Consider the following 14418-nt stretch of genomic DNA (forward strand, 5'->3'; position numbering starts at 1 on the left):
AGATGGGTATAATTCTGCCAGACATCGGAGCTTGAAGACGCATGCCGCAGACAAAACACGAAATAACCGACGTTCAGCCCCTGTTGCCCGGCCATTTGCCGCAACTGGCTGTGCGTTCAGCGGACGCCCATAAAGGCCAGTTCGGCCACCTGCTGGTGATCGGCGGCGACCGTGGCTTTGGCGGCGCGGCATTGCTGAGCGCTGAAAGTGCCCTGCGCAGCGGTGCCGGCATGGTTTCCCTGGCGACGCGCCCTGAGCATGTGTCGGCCGCGCTCGCTCGGCTACCGGAAGTGATGACGGTGGGCGTCAGTTCGGCCAACCAACTGATGGGGTTGCTGGAAAAAATATCAGTCATCGTCATTGGCCCGGGCCTGGGCGCTGCGTCGTGGGGTAAAAGCTTGCTCTCTGTGGCGGCGAACGCTCGGACACCGCAGGTCTGGGACGCCGATGCCTTGAATCAGTTGGCCACGGGCAGCGTCAGCCTTGCGCTCGGTAGTGTGGTTACCCCACATCCAGGCGAGGCCGCGCGCTTGCTGGGGATTACGACAGCCGAGGTTCAGGCCGACCGCCTTAAGGTGGCGCGTGCCTTGAGCCAGAAATTCAATGCAGTGGCTATTCTCAAGGGGGCGGGCAGCCTGATTGCCAGCCCGGACGGTCGTATTTCCCGGTGTGATCAAGGCCATCCGGCCATGGCGGCGGCGGGGCTCGGTGATGTCTTGGCTGGCTTGGTCGGCGCATTGCTGGCCCAAGGCATGCCTGCTTATGAAGCCAGTTGCCTGGCCGTGTGGTTACATGCCACGGCGGGGGACCGCCAAGGTAGTTTTGGTCGCGGCTTGGCTGCCAGTGACCTGATACCTGCCATTCGTCAATTGTTGGAGGAGCAGTCGCCGTGTCTGAAGTAACCCTTTTCCTGGCCGATGAAAACGCCATGGTCGAGTTCGGGCATTGCATTGCCCAGGTCACGGCTGGCGCGGGGCTGATTTTTCTCGAAGGGGACCTGGGCGCGGGCAAGACCACACTGTCGCGGGGGATTATTCGGGGGTTGGGCCACACGGGCGCGGTGAAAAGCCCTACGTTTACCCTGGTCGAACCCTACGAAATCGATAAGGTGCGCGCCTTCCATTTCGACCTCTATCGCCTGGTAGACCCTGAAGAATTGGAGTACATGGGCATCCGTGATTACTTTGACGAAGACGTGCTGTGCCTGATCGAGTGGCCAGATAAAGGCACAGGCTTTTTGCCAAAGCCGGACCTGACCATTACCATTACGCCGCATGATCACGGACGTCAGCTGAAGTTGTTGCCCCAGGGGGCGCGCGGTGAGTCGTGGTGCGCCGCTCTGGCATTGGAATTCAAATAATTGGTGGGGTTAGGTATGCGCTTTCGCGCGTTGGTTGCTGTCGTAGGGGTATTGCTTGCGGCAATGACTGTCAATGCTCTGGCTGCTTCGCAGGTGAAAAGTGTTCGCCTGTGGCGGGCACCGGATAACACGCGACTGGTGTTCGACCTGTCTGGACCGGTCCAGCACAGCGTCTTTACCCTGACGGCGCCCGATCGCCTGGTGATCGACATCAACGGTGCGACCCTGGCCGCGCCGCTGAAAGTCTCTACTGCGAACACTCCGATTACCGCCATGCGCTCGGCCCAACGTACGCCGACCGACCTGCGGGTGGTCATCGACCTTAAAAAGGCGGTGACCCCAAAAAGTTTCTCCCTGGCGCCCAACGCTCAATACGGTAACCGGCTGGTGGTCGACCTGTTCGACAACGCCGCCGATGCTGCCCCACCGCCTGCGCCGACGCCTAGTGTGGCGACGGTGCCGGCGGTGCCGGTCAACCCATCGCAACCCCAGGTCAAGTTGCCACCGCCGCCGCCAGCACCGGCAGGCAAGCGCGACATTATTGTGGTGATCGACGCCGGCCACGGCGGTGAAGACCCGGGCGCTTCCGGCTCGCGCGGCCAGCATGAGAAAGACGTAGTACTGGCCATTGCCCGTGAACTGCAGCGCCAGGTCAACGGCATGAAAGGCTATCGCGCCGAACTGACCCGTACCGGCGACTACTTCATTCCGTTGCGCGGCCGTACCGAAATCGCCCGTAAGAAGGGCGCGGACCTGTTCGTGTCCATCCACGCCGACGCGGCCCCTTCGGCTGCGGCGTTCGGTGCGTCGGTGTTTGCCCTGTCGGACCGTGGTGCAACCTCCGAGACCGCGCGTTGGTTGGCCGACAGTGAAAACCGTTCCGACTTGATCGGCGGGGCCGGCAACGTGTCCCTCGATGACAAGGACAAAATGCTCGCTGGCGTATTGCTCGACCTGTCGATGACCGCCTCGCTGACTTCCAGCTTGAACGTCGGCCAGAAAGTCCTGAGCAATATCGGCCGGGTCACGTCGCTGCATAAACAGCGGGTGGAGCAAGCCGGGTTCATGGTGCTGAAATCGCCGGATATCCCGTCGATCCTGGTGGAAACCGGGTTTATCTCCAACTCCAACGAAGCGTCGAAACTGGCCAGCGCCAGCCACCAGCAGGCACTGGCGCGCTCCATCAGTGCCGGTATTCGCCAGTTCTTCCAGCAGAACCCGCCGCCGGGCACCTATATCGCCTGGTTGCGCGACTCCGGGAAAATTGCCCAGGGCCCACGTGACCATCGCGTACAGCCCGGCGATACCCTGGCCATGCTGGCGGTGCGATTCCAGGTGTCGGCGGCGACATTGCGCAGTGCCAATAACCTGCAGACCGATGAGTTGAAAGTCGGTCAGGTGTTGACCATTCCCGGCACTGAATTGGCGGCGCAGTAATGAGTGAATCAATCCTCAATAGCGGCTCGCGCATCGAGCTGCTCAGCCCGCGCCTCGCCAACCAGATTGCGGCGGGTGAGGTGGTTGAGCGCCCGGCATCGGTGATCAAGGAACTGCTGGAAAACAGTATCGACTCCGGCGCCAAGCGCATTGATGTCGATGTGGAGCAGGGCGGCGTCAAGCTGCTGCGGGTACGTGACGATGGCAGCGGCATCTCTGCCGATGACTTGCCGCTGGCCTTGGCCCGTCACGCCACCAGCAAGATCCGTGACCTCGAAGACCTGGAGCGGGTGATGAGCCTGGGTTTTCGCGGTGAGGCCCTGGCGTCCATCAGTTCCGTGGCCCGCCTGACCCTGACCTCCCGTACTCGCAGTGCCGAGCAGGCCTGGCAAGTGGAAACCGAAGGGCGTGACATGGCGCCCCGGGTCCAGCCGGCTGCGCATCCGGTGGGCACCTCGGTGGAAGTGCGTGACCTGTTCTTCAATACCCCGGCGCGCCGCAAGTTCCTCAAGGCCGAAAAAACCGAATTCGACCACCTGCAAGAAGTCATCAAGCGCCTGGCGCTGGCGCGCTTCGATGTGGCGTTCCACCTGCGTCACAACGGCAAGACCATCCTCAGCCTGCACGAGGCCAATGACGATGCCGCACGCGCCCGGCGGGTGGCGGCGGTGTGCGGCGCGGGCTTCCTGGAGCAGGCGCTGCCGATTGAGATCGAGCGCAACGGATTGCGCCTGTGGGGTTGGGTCGGTTTACCGACCTTCTCCCGCAGCCAGGCCGACTTGCAGTATTTCTTTGTGAACGGTCGGGCGGTACGCGACAAGCTGGTGGCCCATGCGGTGCGCCAGGCGTATCGCGACGTGTTGTTCAACGGCCGGCATCCGACGTTTGTACTGTTTTTTGAGGTTGACCCTTCCGTGGTCGACGTCAACGTACACCCGACCAAGCACGAAGTGCGCTTTCGCGATGGGCGCATGGTGCATGACTTCCTCTATGGCACCTTGCACCGTGCCTTGGGTGATGTGCGCCCGGATGATCAACTGTCCGCGCCGATAGTCACGGCGGTGGTGCGGCCGAGCGGGCCGCAAGCCGGTGAATTTGGCCCGCAAGGTGAAATGAGCCTGGCGGCCAACCTGCTGCAATCGCCACAGTCGCAGCCAGCCTACACGGCGCCAAATTCGGGTGCGGGTTCGGGTTATCAGTATCAATACACCCCGCGTCCACAGTCGGCAGTACCGGTGGCCGAGGCCCAGGCGGCTTACCGTGAGTTTTTCGCGCCGCTGCCGGGTGCTGAGCCAGGGGCTGCTGTCGCGTTGCCGGAGGGCGGCGGTGATATCCCGCCACTGGGCTATGCGCTGGCGCAACTCAAGGGTATCTACATCCTGGCGGAAAACGCCCATGGCCTGGTACTGGTAGACATGCACGCCGCCCACGAGCGGATCATGTACGAACGCCTGAAGATCGCCATGGCCAGCGAAGGGCTCAGTGGCCAGCCGTTGCTGGTGCCCGAATCCCTGGCGGTCAGCCAGCGAGAAGCTGACTGTGCCGAAGAGCACCACGGCGTGTTCCAGAAACTGGGTTTCGAGTTGCAGCGCCTGGGCCCGGAAACCCTGGCGATCCGTCAGATTCCCGCGTTGCTCAAGCAAGCTGAAGCCAACCGGCTGGTTGCCGATGTGCTGGCTGACTTGATGGAATACGGCACCAGCGACCGCATCCAGGCGCACATCAATGAGCTGCTCGGTACCATGGCCTGTCACGGCGCCATCCGCGCCAACCGCCGGCTGGCCTTGCCGGAAATGAACGGTTTGCTGCGCGACATGGAAAACACCGAGCGCAGCGGCCAGTGCAACCATGGCCGACCGACCTGGACCCAGATGGGCCTGGACGATCTGGACAAACTCTTCTTGCGCGGCCGTTGATGAGTGCCTTGCCCCCCGCAATCTTCCTGATGGGCCCCACGGCCGCCGGCAAGACCGACCTGGCGATCGAGCTGACCAAGGTGCTGCCGTGCGAGTTGATCAGCGTCGATTCTGCCCTGGTTTACCGGGACATGGACATCGGCACGGCCAAGCCTTCCAAAGCACTTTTGGCGCAGTATCCGCACCGCTTGATCGACATCATCGACCCGTCCGAGAGCTATTCGGCGGCGGATTTTCGCACCGATGCGCTGGCCGCCATGGCTGAGATCACCGCGCGGGGCAATATCCCGTTGCTGGTGGGCGGCACGATGCTCTACTACAAGGCGTTGCAGGAAGGGTTGGCTGATATGCCGCCCGCTGACGCCCAAGTACGCGCCGAGCTTGAAGAGGAGGCGGCACGCCTTGGCTGGCAAGCCCTGCACGACCAGTTGGCGGCGGTCGATCCGGTGTCGGCGGCGCGTATTCACCCCAATGACCCCCAGCGGCTCACGCGTGCGCTGGAAGTCTGGCGTGTGAGTGGCCAGACCATGACTGAACACAGGCTGAAACAAACTGCGCAAAGTGCTGTTGCAGGCGCATCTGGACAGTCACAATTGCCCTATACTGTGGCGAATCTGGCCATCGCTCCGGCAAATCGCCAGGTGCTGCATGACCGAATTGCACAAAGATTCACAATTATGTTGGAACAGGGGTTTGTAGAGGAGGTCGTAGCACTGCGTTCAAGAGGTGACCTGCATACAGGGCTACCTTCGATACGCGCTGTGGGCTACCGCCAAGTCTGGGATCATCTGGATGGCAAGCTGACGTCAGCTGAGATGCAGGAGCGCGGCATCATTGCCACGCGCCAATTGGCGAAGCGCCAGTTCACCTGGCTGCGCAGCTGGAGCGATTTGCACTGGTTGGACAGCCTGGACAGCGACAATCTGTCACGCGCCTTGAAATACTTGGGCACGGTCTCCATATTGAGCTGAGTCCTTGCAATTGCCGTCTATCCTTGGGGGTGTGACGGTCATAAGCTATTTATTTTCCGATTTTTTATTATTGATCCTTAAAGGAGTGCGGCACATGTCAAAAGGGCATTCGCTACAAGACCCTTACTTGAATACTTTACGTAAAGAGAAAGTGGGGGTTTCCATCTACCTGGTCAACGGTATCAAGCTGCAAGGCACGATCGAGTCGTTCGACCAGTTCGTTATCCTGCTGAAAAACACCGTCAGCCAGATGGTTTACAAGCACGCTATCTCGACAGTCGTTCCAGTTCGTCCAATCCGTCTGCCTAGCGCAACCGGTGATGAGCAGGGTGACGCTGAGCCAGGTAACGCCTGATAGGAGTCTCCTTTGTTCTTTGAGCGCCACGGTGGTGGTGAGCGAGTGATCCTCGTTCACTTGGATGGACAGGACCCTGAGGCGCGCGAAGATCCGCAGGAGTTTCAGGAGTTGGCAAATTCGGCCGGCGCCGAGACCGTTGCGTTTTTTAACGTGCCGCGTCATCGGCCAACCGCCAAATTCCTGATTGGCAGCGGCAAGGTCGAGGAACTACGCGACCTGGTCCATGCCGAAGAAGCCGATCTGGTGATCTTCAACCACGTCCTCACGCCCAGTCAGGAACGTAACCTCGAACGTGTATTCGAGTGTCGCGTAATCGACCGTACCGGCTTGATTCTCGATATTTTCGCCCAACGTGCCCGCACCCATGAAGGCAAGCTCCAGGTCGAACTGGCCCAGCTTGACCACATGAGTACCCGGCTGGTTCGTGGCTGGACTCACCTTGAGCGCCAGGGTGGCGGTATCGGCATGCGCGGTCCGGGTGAAACCCAGTTGGAAACAGACCGCCGCTTGCTGCGGGTTCGCCTGCGACAGATCAAGGGCCGCCTGGAAAAAGTACGCAGCCAGCGCGAACAATCGCGACGGGGCCGCATGCGTGCGGATATCCCGACCGTTTCGCTGGTGGGCTATACCAACGCCGGCAAGTCCACACTGTTCAATAACGTGACGAAATCGGACGTGTACGCGGCCGATCAACTGTTCGCCACGCTCGATCCGACCTTGCGCCGTCTGGAGCTGGACGACCTGGGGCCGATTGTTCTCGCCGACACCGTGGGTTTCATTCGTCACTTGCCCCACAAGCTGGTCGAGGCGTTTCGGTCTACGCTCGAAGAGTCGAGCAATTCCGACCTGTTGTTGCACGTGATCGATGCGGCTGAACCGGATCGCATGTTGCAGATTGAACAGGTAATGGTGGTGCTGGGCGAGATTGGTGCACAGGACTTGCCGATCCTTGAGGTCTATAACAAACTCGATTTGCTTGAGGGTGTTGAGCCTCAAATCCAGCGCGATGAAGACGGCAAGCCCCAACGGGTCTGGCTGTCGGCGCGTGATGGCACTGGCCTTGAATTGCTTGAGCAGGCGATCGCCGAGCTGCTGGGTAGTGATTTGTTTATTGGTACCTTGCGCTTGCCTCAGCGTTTTGCTCGACTGCGTGCACAGTTTTTCGAACTGGGTGCGGTACAGAAAGAAGAACACGACGAAGAAGGTGTCAGCTTGCTGGCCGTTCGATTGCCACGCTCGGAGCTCAATCGGCTGGTCAGCCGCGAGGGCGTTGTACCGGCAGAGTTCATCGAACAACACACTTTGCAATAAAAGCCTCCTAAAGCGGTTGTGCCGCAGTAGCAGGCATTCTGTAGCATTGGTCGGCGCGCCGTGGGTGCGTCTTTGCTTTATCAGATGGAGAGCGCTATGGCTTGGAATGAGCCGGGTGGCAACTCGAATAATCAGGATCCTTGGGGTGGTAAACGCCGCAATAATGGCGACCGCAAGGGGCCACCAGATCTCGACGAGGCCTTCCGAAAGCTGCAGGAAAGCCTGAATGGGTTGTTCGGTGGTGGAAAAAAACGAGGTGGTGACGACAGCGGTCGCACAAGCAAGGGCGGTGGCTATGGCCTGCTGGGCCTGGGACTTGTCGTGCTCGCGGCTGCGTGGCTGTACAGCGCGGTTTACGTAGTGGACGAGCAGGAGCAAGCCGTGGTGCTGCGCTTCGGCAAGTACTACGAGACTGTAGGCCCGGGCCTGAACATCTATTTCCCGCCGATCGACAAGAAGTACATGGAGAACGTCACGCGTGAGCGTGCCTACACCAAGCAGGGCCAGATGCTGACCGAAGACGAGAACATCGTCGAAGTGCCGCTGACCGTGCAGTACAAGATCAGCAACCTGCAGGACTTCGTGCTGAACGTCGACCAGCCGGAAATCAGCCTGCAACACGCAACCGAAAGCGCCTTGCGCCATGTGGTGGGTTCCACCGCCATGGACCAGGTGCTGACCGAAGGGCGTGAATTGATGGCCAGCGAAATCAAGGAGCGCCTGCAACGGTTCCTCGATACGTATCGTACCGGTATCACCGTTACTCAGGTGAACGTACAGAGCGCAGCTGCACCACGTGAAGTGCAGGAAGCCTTTGACGACGTGATCCGTGCCCGTGAAGACGAGCAGCGTTCGCGCAACCAGGCTGAAACCTATGCCAACGGTGTCGTGCCGGAAGCGCGTGGTCAGGCCCAGCGCATTCTCGAGGATGCCAATGGTTACCGCGACGAAGTGGTCTCGCGTGCCAAAGGTGAGGCGGATCGTTTCACCAAGCTGGTCGCCGAGTACCGCAAGGCTCCGGAAGTCACGCGTGAGCGTCTGTACCTGGACACCATGCAGGAAGTCTTCAGCAACACCAGCAAGGTTCTCGTGACCGGCAGCAAGGGTGGGCAGAACAACCTGCTGTACCTGCCGCTGGACAAGATGATCGAAGGTGGTCGTAGCAGCACCAGCGCACCGTCCACCGGTTCCAATGCCGCTGCCAACGAAGCGAGTGCCCGTGCGGCCGCTGACTTGCTGCAACAGCAAACACGTACCAGGGAGAGTCGTTGATGAGCAATAAATCGCTGACCGCCCTGATTGTGGGCGTCGTCGTGGTCATCGCTGCCTGGAACTGCTTCTACATCGTGTCTCAGACCGAGCGCGCGGTGTTGCTGCAATTCGGTCGTGTGGTCCAGGCGGATGTCCAGCCGGGCCTGCATGTGAAGGTCCCCTACGTCAACCAGGTGCGCAAGTTCGACGGCCGCCTGATGACCCTGGATGCACCAACACAGCGCTTCCTGACCCTGGAAAAGAAAGCTGTCATGGTTGACGCCTACGCCAAATGGCGCGTCAAGGATGCCGAGCGTTTCTACACGGCGACCTCTGGCCTCAAGCAGATTGCCGACGAGCGTTTGTCGCGCCGTCTGGAATCGGGCCTGCGTGACCAGTTTGGTAAACGTACCCTGCACGAGGTGGTATCCGGTGAACGTGATGCGCTGATGGCGGATATCACCCGTTCGCTGAACACAATGGCGGAAAAAGAGCTGGGGATCGAAGTGGTCGATGTCCGGGTCAAGGCCATTGACCTGCCGAAGGAAGTGAACCGCAGCGTGTTCGAGCGCATGAGCACCGAGCGTGAGCGTGAAGCCCGTGAGCACCGCGCCAAGGGTAACGAACTGGCTGAAGGTATCCGTGCGGATGCCGACCGTCAGCGCCGTGTGCTGTTGGCAGAAGCCTATCGTGAGTCTGAAGAGGCCCGCGGTGATGGCGATGCCCAAGCGGCGGCGATCTATGCCAAGGCTTACGGCCAGGACCAGGAGTTCTACGCGTTCTACCGTAGCCTGCGCGCCTACCGTGAAAGCTTCGCGAACAAAACCGACGTCATGGTGCTGGACCCAAGCAGCGACTTCTTCCGCTACCTGGAAAAGTCCAAGTAACCAGCCGGTGATTCTGTAGGACCCACTCCGTCGGGCGGCTAAAATGCCTGGCGGGGTGATCCTTTCAGAAAACGGGTGTATGATGCGGCAGCCGGGAAATTCCCGGCTTTTTTGCGTCTGCATGTTTGATTCGGCAGGCGTGACAGGTTTTTCGAGGAAAGTGCCCGACGAGGCCGCTGGCAGGCCGTTCGTCACGTCGCTCTTGCGCGTGGTTTATGCAAGGCGCGGGTATTTTCTGCTTCACTCAAGGCTCGGCCGAGGGCTGGCCGCCCGGATCATAGGGGAATGGCGTAATGGCAACGGTAGACCGCTGGCTGCTGCCAGATGGCATCGAAGAAGTACTGCCACCAGAGGCTGCGCGCATTGAAGTAGCGCGTCGCCAGGTGTTGGATCTGTTCCAGAGCTGGGGTTACGAGTTTGTCGTGACCCCCCATATCGAGTACCTGGAATCCCTGCTGACCGGCGCGGGCCAGGACCTGGATCTGCGCACCTTCAAGGTCATCGACCCGCAATCGGGCCGGCAAATGGGCTTCCGTGCCGATATCACGCCGCAAGTGGCGCGTATCGATGCGCACACCCTGCGTCGCGAAGGCCCAAGTCGCCTGTGCTACGCCGGTAGCGTGCTGCACGCCCAGCCGCGCGCCTTGTCGTCTTCCCGTAGCCCGATTCAGTTGGGTGCCGAGTTGTACGGCGATGCCAGCCCGAGCAGTGATGTTGAAGTCATCAGCTTGATGCTGGCCATGTTGCAACTGGCCGATGTGCCGGATGTTCACATGGACCTGGGTCATGTCGGTATCTACCGCGGCCTGGCTCGTGCGGCCGGGTTGTCCGGTGAAGTGGAGCAACAGTTGTTCGATGCCCTGCAGCGCAAGGCGATCGACGAAGTGATCGCCCTTACCGAAGGCGTGCCTGCTGAACTGGCCGGCATGTTACGTGCACTGGTGGGGCTGTGCGGTGGCCGTGAAGTGCTGGTTGCGGCGCGTGAGCGCCTGGCCAATGCGCCGGCGCCAGTATTGGCGGCGCTGGATGATGTGCTGGCGATTGCTGAACGCTTGTCGGCGCGGTTCCCGGAACTGCCGCTGTATTTTGATCTGGGTGAGTTGCGCGGCTACCACTACCACACTGGGGTGGTGTTCGCGGTGTTTGTCCCGGGTGTTGGCCAGGCCATCGCCCAAGGCGGTCGTTATGACGATATCGGCGCTGACTTCGGTCGTGCGCGTCCGGCGACTGGCTTTTCCACCGATTTGAAAACCCTGGTGACCCTGGGGCGTGCTGAGGTCGAGCTGCCGTCTGGTGGCATCTGGATGCCTGACAGTACGGACGCCGCTCTCTGGCAGCAAGTTTGCCAGTTGCGCAGTGAGGGTCAGCGTGTCGTCCAGGCTTTGCCTGGGCAGCCATTGGCCGCCGCCCGTGAAGCGGACTGCGACCGGCAATTGATTCTGCAGAACGGGCTTTGGCAAGTATCGCCACTGGCTTCTTGAGTTTTCCTGCCGGCCATCGCCGGCACCAAGTTTGCGCGAATGAGGACAAGTGTTATGGGTAAGAATGTCGTAGTCCTGGGCACCCAATGGGGTGATGAGGGCAAAGGCAAGATCGTCGATCTGCTGACCGAACATGCTGCCGCCGTAGTGCGCTACCAAGGTGGCCACAACGCTGGCCACACCCTGGTCATCGATGGCGAAAAAACCGTCTTGCACCTGATCCCGTCGGGCGTATTGCGCGAAGGCGTGCAGTGCCTGATCGGCAACGGCGTGGTGGTTGCACCTGACGCCCTGCTGCGCGAGATCACCAAGTTGGAAGAGAAGGGCGTACCGGTGCGCGAGCGCCTGCGTATCAGCCCGTCCTGCCCGCTGATCCTGTCCTTCCACGTTGCGTTGGACCAGGCCCGTGAAAAGGCCCGTGGCGAGCTGAAGATCGGTACCACCGGTCGCGGCATCGGCCCAGCCTACGAAGACAAGGTTGCACGTCGTGGCCTGCGTGTTGGCGACCTGCTCAACATGCCGCGTTTCGAAGACAAGCTGCGTGAATTGGTGGAATACCACAACTTCATGCTGGTGGGTTACTACAAAGAGCCTGCCATCGACTTTGAACAGACCTTGGCCGAGTGCAAGGCATACGCTGAGCTGCTCAAGCCGCTGATGCTGGACGTGACTGCCGAGCTGCACGACCTGCGTCGCGCCGGCAAAGACATCATGTTCGAAGGTGCCCAGGGTTCGTTGCTGGACATCGACCACGGTACCTACCCGTACGTGACCAGCTCCAATACCACCGCTGGCGGCGTTGCCACCGGTTCGGGCGTTGGCCCGATGTTCCTGGATTACATCCTGGGCATCACCAAGGCCTACACCACCCGCGTTGGCTCGGGTCCCTTCCCGACTGAGCTGTTCGACGAAGTGGGGGCGCACCTGGCCAAACAAGGTCACGAGTTCGGCGCCACTACCGGCCGTGCCCGTCGTTGCGGCTGGTTCGATGCCGTTATCCTGCGTCGCGCTATCGATGTGAACAGCATCTCGGGTATCTGCCTGACCAAGCTGGATGTACTCGACGGCCTGGAGACCATCAACATCTGTGTTGGCTACAAGGACGCAGAAGGTAAGGACGTTGCTCCAACTGATGCTGACAGCTACGTTGGCCTGCAGCCTGTGTACGAAGAAGTGCCGGGTTGGAGCGAGTCGACCGTGGGTGCCAAAACCCTGGAAGAGCTGCCAGCCAACGCCCGGGCTTACATCAAGCGCGTTGAAGAGCTGATCGGAGCACCGATCGACATTATTTCGACGGGCCCAGACCGCAACGAGACCATCGTTCTGCGTCACCCGTTCGCGTAATAAGCTGTTGATGTGAAAAGCAAAGGGCTCCTTCGGGAGCCCTTTGTCGTTTCTGTCTGCTAAGCGGCACGGCCCTTGCTGTGTTTCTTTCTTTCGCGGTGCTATCAAATTAATGGCACCCGTGGTGGAGGGATTCCCGATGTCTGCCGTTCTCTCATTGTTACAAAGCCGTCTATTGCGACCGGTGTTCGTTACCCTTGGTATCGCTCTTTTGGTGCAGGTGCTGGTGGCTGTCGCTCTCACGCGGAGCACCGTCACGGCGCTGGAGGCTGATTTGGGTAGCCGCCTGGGGATCGACAGTCAAAAGCTGTCTGGCGAGTTGGCCCAGGCGGGGAAGGAAGTCACTTCCAGCCTGGAAAGCTTGTCCACCAATACCCGCCAGCGTCTGACGGCGGGGCTTTCTGCACGATTGCAGGAAGAGCAAAAGCAACTGCGCGCGACCTTGGAAAAGGACCTGCAAGACTCCGCCAATGACATGGCTCAACTGCTGGCGTCGGTGGCGCCGCGCGCCATGTGGGACAGCGATGTTCCGACGTTGTCGGAGTTTGCCCGGCGTGCCCAGCGTAATCCCAATGTGTTGTTCGTGGTCTACGACGACGCGGCGGGCGAGCATTTGACCCGCTATCTGAACCGGGAAAACCCGATCAACCAGGCGCTGTTGGAAAAGGGCAAGGGAGACCGTGCTCTGGATAAGGTGTTGGACGCGGCGAAAAATGATCCCTCCGTGTTCTATGTCGAGGCGTCCATCAGTCCCAACGGCGTAGAGATCGGCAAAGTTCGCATGGGGGTTTCGACCGCAGGGGTAGAGGCTGACCTGGCTGCGCTGGATAAGCGTTTTGCGGCGCTGATCGCCAGTGGCGATCAATTGGTCGGCGACAGCCTCAAGGGCGCCGCCGCAGACAGCGCAGCCGCCATGGGCGCGCGTCTGCAGTCGGCGCAAGCCACGGCGACCCAGATGACCGCCAATACCACCAGCGCCGTACAGGAAGCTGCCGGGACCCTGCGCTGGCGCATCGGCATGGGGCTCGCGGTGGTCGGCTTGGGCGTATTGTTGCTGATTGCTGTGGTGTTGGGGCGCCGCGTGGTCAATCGCCTGAAGCTGTTGATTGCGGCCATGGAAGACTTGGCAGCGGGTGAGGGCGACCTCACCAAGCGCGTGCAGATCAACAGTCAGGATGAAATCGGCGACATGGCCTCGGCGGTCAATCGCTTTGTGGATAAGTTGCAACCGATCGTGCGCGAGGCGGGCGATGTGGCCCAGCGCACGGGAGTGGAAATCGGCGCCATGACCCTGCGCAATGCCGGCGCTGATGCGGCGGCTGGCTTGCAACGCGATGAGGTGGCGGAGAGTTTGCGCGCACTCTCGCAAATGGCTGACGAGGCTCAAGCCGAAAGCCACGCCATGCAAGCGGCGCTGCAGCAGGTGGTGGGTATTCGCCAGGCCACGGATGAGAACTCACGGACTTCCGCCGAAGTCGGCAGTTTGATCGAGGCGCTGGCGGGGCAGGTGCAGGCTGGTTCCCAGGTTATCGAGCGCCTGGCCCAGCAAAGTGAACAGATTGAGGTGGTGCTGACGGTGATCCACGGTATTGCCGAACAAACCAACCTGCTGGCGCTGAACGCGGCCATTGAGGCGGCGCGTGCCGGTGAGACCGGGCGTGGCTTTGCAGTGGTGGCGGACGAGGTGCGTGCGTTGGCCAGCAAGACCCAAAGCTCCACTGGCGATATCCAGGCGCACATCGTGGCCTTGCAGCAAGGCGCGCGTGAGGCGGTGGAAACCATCGGCAAGGCCGGGCGCCAGGCCAATGAGGGATTACTGGTACTGCGTGACAGCGTGCGCTTGCAGCAAACGGTGCAGGCTTCAGTGGAGCAGGTGCATGCGGCGATTGGCCTGGCGACACGAGCGGCCGAGCATCAGGCCAAGGGCGCCCACGCGGTGCGGGGGCGGGTCGAGGTGATCCATGCCCAGGCCGAGCGCGCGGCCCAGGCCGTGGTAGAGACCACGGCCAGTGGCAAGGTGCTGGATGGGTTGGCGGCGCAGTTAAAGGCGAGCCTGGGGCAGTTCAGGGCTTAGTGTTGCCTGTAAGGCCCTTCCCGCAGGT

At 60.9% G+C, this 14418-nt stretch carries 12 protein-coding genes; all 12 read left to right on the plus strand.

What is annotated here, in order from left to right; genetic code table 11:
• The first annotated feature begins 41 nt into the window (after positions 1 to 41).
• Entirely contained in the window at positions 42 to 902 is an 861-nt protein-coding gene (locus M5B43_RS15835; RefSeq protein ID WP_248750979.1) for an NAD(P)H-hydrate dehydratase, read from the plus strand.
• Positions 890 to 1360 (plus strand): tRNA (adenosine(37)-N6)-threonylcarbamoyltransferase complex ATPase subunit type 1 TsaE, encoded by a 471-nt coding sequence (tsaE, locus tag M5B43_RS15840; protein WP_248750980.1) that lies wholly within the window; start codon positions 890 to 892, stop codon positions 1358 to 1360. The genes M5B43_RS15835 and tsaE overlap by 13 nt, the downstream gene beginning before the upstream one ends.
• 15 nt (positions 1361 to 1375) lie before the next feature.
• Entirely contained in the window at positions 1376 to 2797 is a 1422-nt protein-coding gene (locus M5B43_RS15845; RefSeq protein ID WP_248750981.1) for an N-acetylmuramoyl-L-alanine amidase, read from the plus strand.
• Positions 2797 to 4713 carry a DNA mismatch repair endonuclease MutL gene (gene mutL / locus M5B43_RS15850; protein ID WP_248750982.1) on the plus strand — a complete coding sequence of 639 codons (1917 nt, stop codon included), beginning with the start codon at positions 2797 to 2799 and terminating at the stop codon, positions 4711 to 4713. The genes M5B43_RS15845 and mutL overlap by 1 nt, the downstream gene beginning before the upstream one ends.
• Positions 4713 to 5684, plus strand: coding sequence for a tRNA (adenosine(37)-N6)-dimethylallyltransferase MiaA (miaA, locus tag M5B43_RS15855; protein WP_248750983.1), 972 nt, complete (start codon positions 4713 to 4715; stop codon positions 5682 to 5684). Before mutL ends, miaA begins: the two co-directional genes overlap by 1 nt.
• Positions 5685 to 5778: 94 nt before the next feature.
• The gene (gene hfq / locus M5B43_RS15860; RefSeq protein ID WP_248750984.1) at positions 5779 to 6039 is read left to right on the plus strand and encodes an RNA chaperone Hfq; all 261 of its coding nucleotides are present in this window, start codon (positions 5779 to 5781) and stop codon (positions 6037 to 6039) included.
• 12 nt (positions 6040 to 6051) lie between these two features.
• Positions 6052 to 7353, plus strand: coding sequence for a ribosome rescue GTPase HflX (gene hflX, locus M5B43_RS15865; RefSeq protein WP_248750985.1), 1302 nt, complete (start codon positions 6052 to 6054; stop codon positions 7351 to 7353).
• Positions 7354 to 7449: 96 nt separating this feature from the next.
• Positions 7450 to 8625: an FtsH protease activity modulator HflK gene (gene hflK, locus M5B43_RS15870; protein ID WP_248750986.1), complete on the plus strand. Its 1176-nt coding sequence runs from the start codon at positions 7450 to 7452 to the stop codon at positions 8623 to 8625.
• Positions 8625 to 9491 (plus strand): protease modulator HflC, encoded by an 867-nt coding sequence (gene hflC, locus M5B43_RS15875; protein ID WP_017138460.1) that lies wholly within the window; start codon positions 8625 to 8627, stop codon positions 9489 to 9491. The genes hflK and hflC overlap by 1 nt, the downstream gene beginning before the upstream one ends.
• Before the next feature lie 293 nt (positions 9492 to 9784).
• The gene (locus M5B43_RS15880; RefSeq protein WP_248750987.1) at positions 9785 to 10972 is read left to right on the plus strand and encodes an ATP phosphoribosyltransferase regulatory subunit; all 1188 of its coding nucleotides are present in this window, start codon (positions 9785 to 9787) and stop codon (positions 10970 to 10972) included.
• Positions 10973 to 11026: 54 nt separating this feature from the next.
• Entirely contained in the window at positions 11027 to 12316 is a 1290-nt protein-coding gene (locus M5B43_RS15885) for an adenylosuccinate synthase (protein ID WP_248750988.1), read from the plus strand.
• Between the two features lie 139 nt (positions 12317 to 12455).
• Positions 12456 to 14390: a methyl-accepting chemotaxis protein gene (locus M5B43_RS15890; protein WP_248750989.1), complete on the plus strand. Its 1935-nt coding sequence runs from the start codon at positions 12456 to 12458 to the stop codon at positions 14388 to 14390.
• Positions 14391 to 14418: the final 28 nt, after the last annotated feature.

This window comes from Pseudomonas sp. MWU15-20650 (assembly GCF_023242475.1).
Classification (GTDB): Bacteria; Pseudomonadota; Gammaproteobacteria; order Pseudomonadales; family Pseudomonadaceae; genus Aquipseudomonas.

Bases quoted from the DNA above. Each gene is read 5' to 3' on its own strand.
- hflK (WP_248750986.1), top strand. From the start codon at position 7,450: ATGGCTTGGAATGAGCCGGGTGGCAACTCGAATAATCAGGATCCTTGG.
- miaA (WP_248750983.1), top strand. From the start codon at position 4,713: ATGAGTGCCTTGCCCCCCGCAATCTTCCTGATGGGCCCCACGGCCGCC.
- M5B43_RS15845 (WP_248750981.1), top strand. From the start codon at position 1,376: ATGCGCTTTCGCGCGTTGGTTGCTGTCGTAGGGGTATTGCTTGCGGCA.
- mutL (WP_248750982.1), top strand. From the start codon at position 2,797: ATGAGTGAATCAATCCTCAATAGCGGCTCGCGCATCGAGCTGCTCAGC.
- M5B43_RS15835 (WP_248750979.1), top strand. From the start codon at position 42: ATGCCGCAGACAAAACACGAAATAACCGACGTTCAGCCCCTGTTGCCC.
- M5B43_RS15880 (WP_248750987.1), top strand. From the start codon at position 9,785: ATGGCAACGGTAGACCGCTGGCTGCTGCCAGATGGCATCGAAGAAGTA.
- hflC (WP_017138460.1), top strand. From the start codon at position 8,625: ATGAGCAATAAATCGCTGACCGCCCTGATTGTGGGCGTCGTCGTGGTC.
- M5B43_RS15890 (WP_248750989.1), top strand. From the start codon at position 12,456: ATGTCTGCCGTTCTCTCATTGTTACAAAGCCGTCTATTGCGACCGGTG.
- M5B43_RS15885 (WP_248750988.1), top strand. From the start codon at position 11,027: ATGGGTAAGAATGTCGTAGTCCTGGGCACCCAATGGGGTGATGAGGGC.
- hfq (WP_248750984.1), top strand. From the start codon at position 5,779: ATGTCAAAAGGGCATTCGCTACAAGACCCTTACTTGAATACTTTACGT.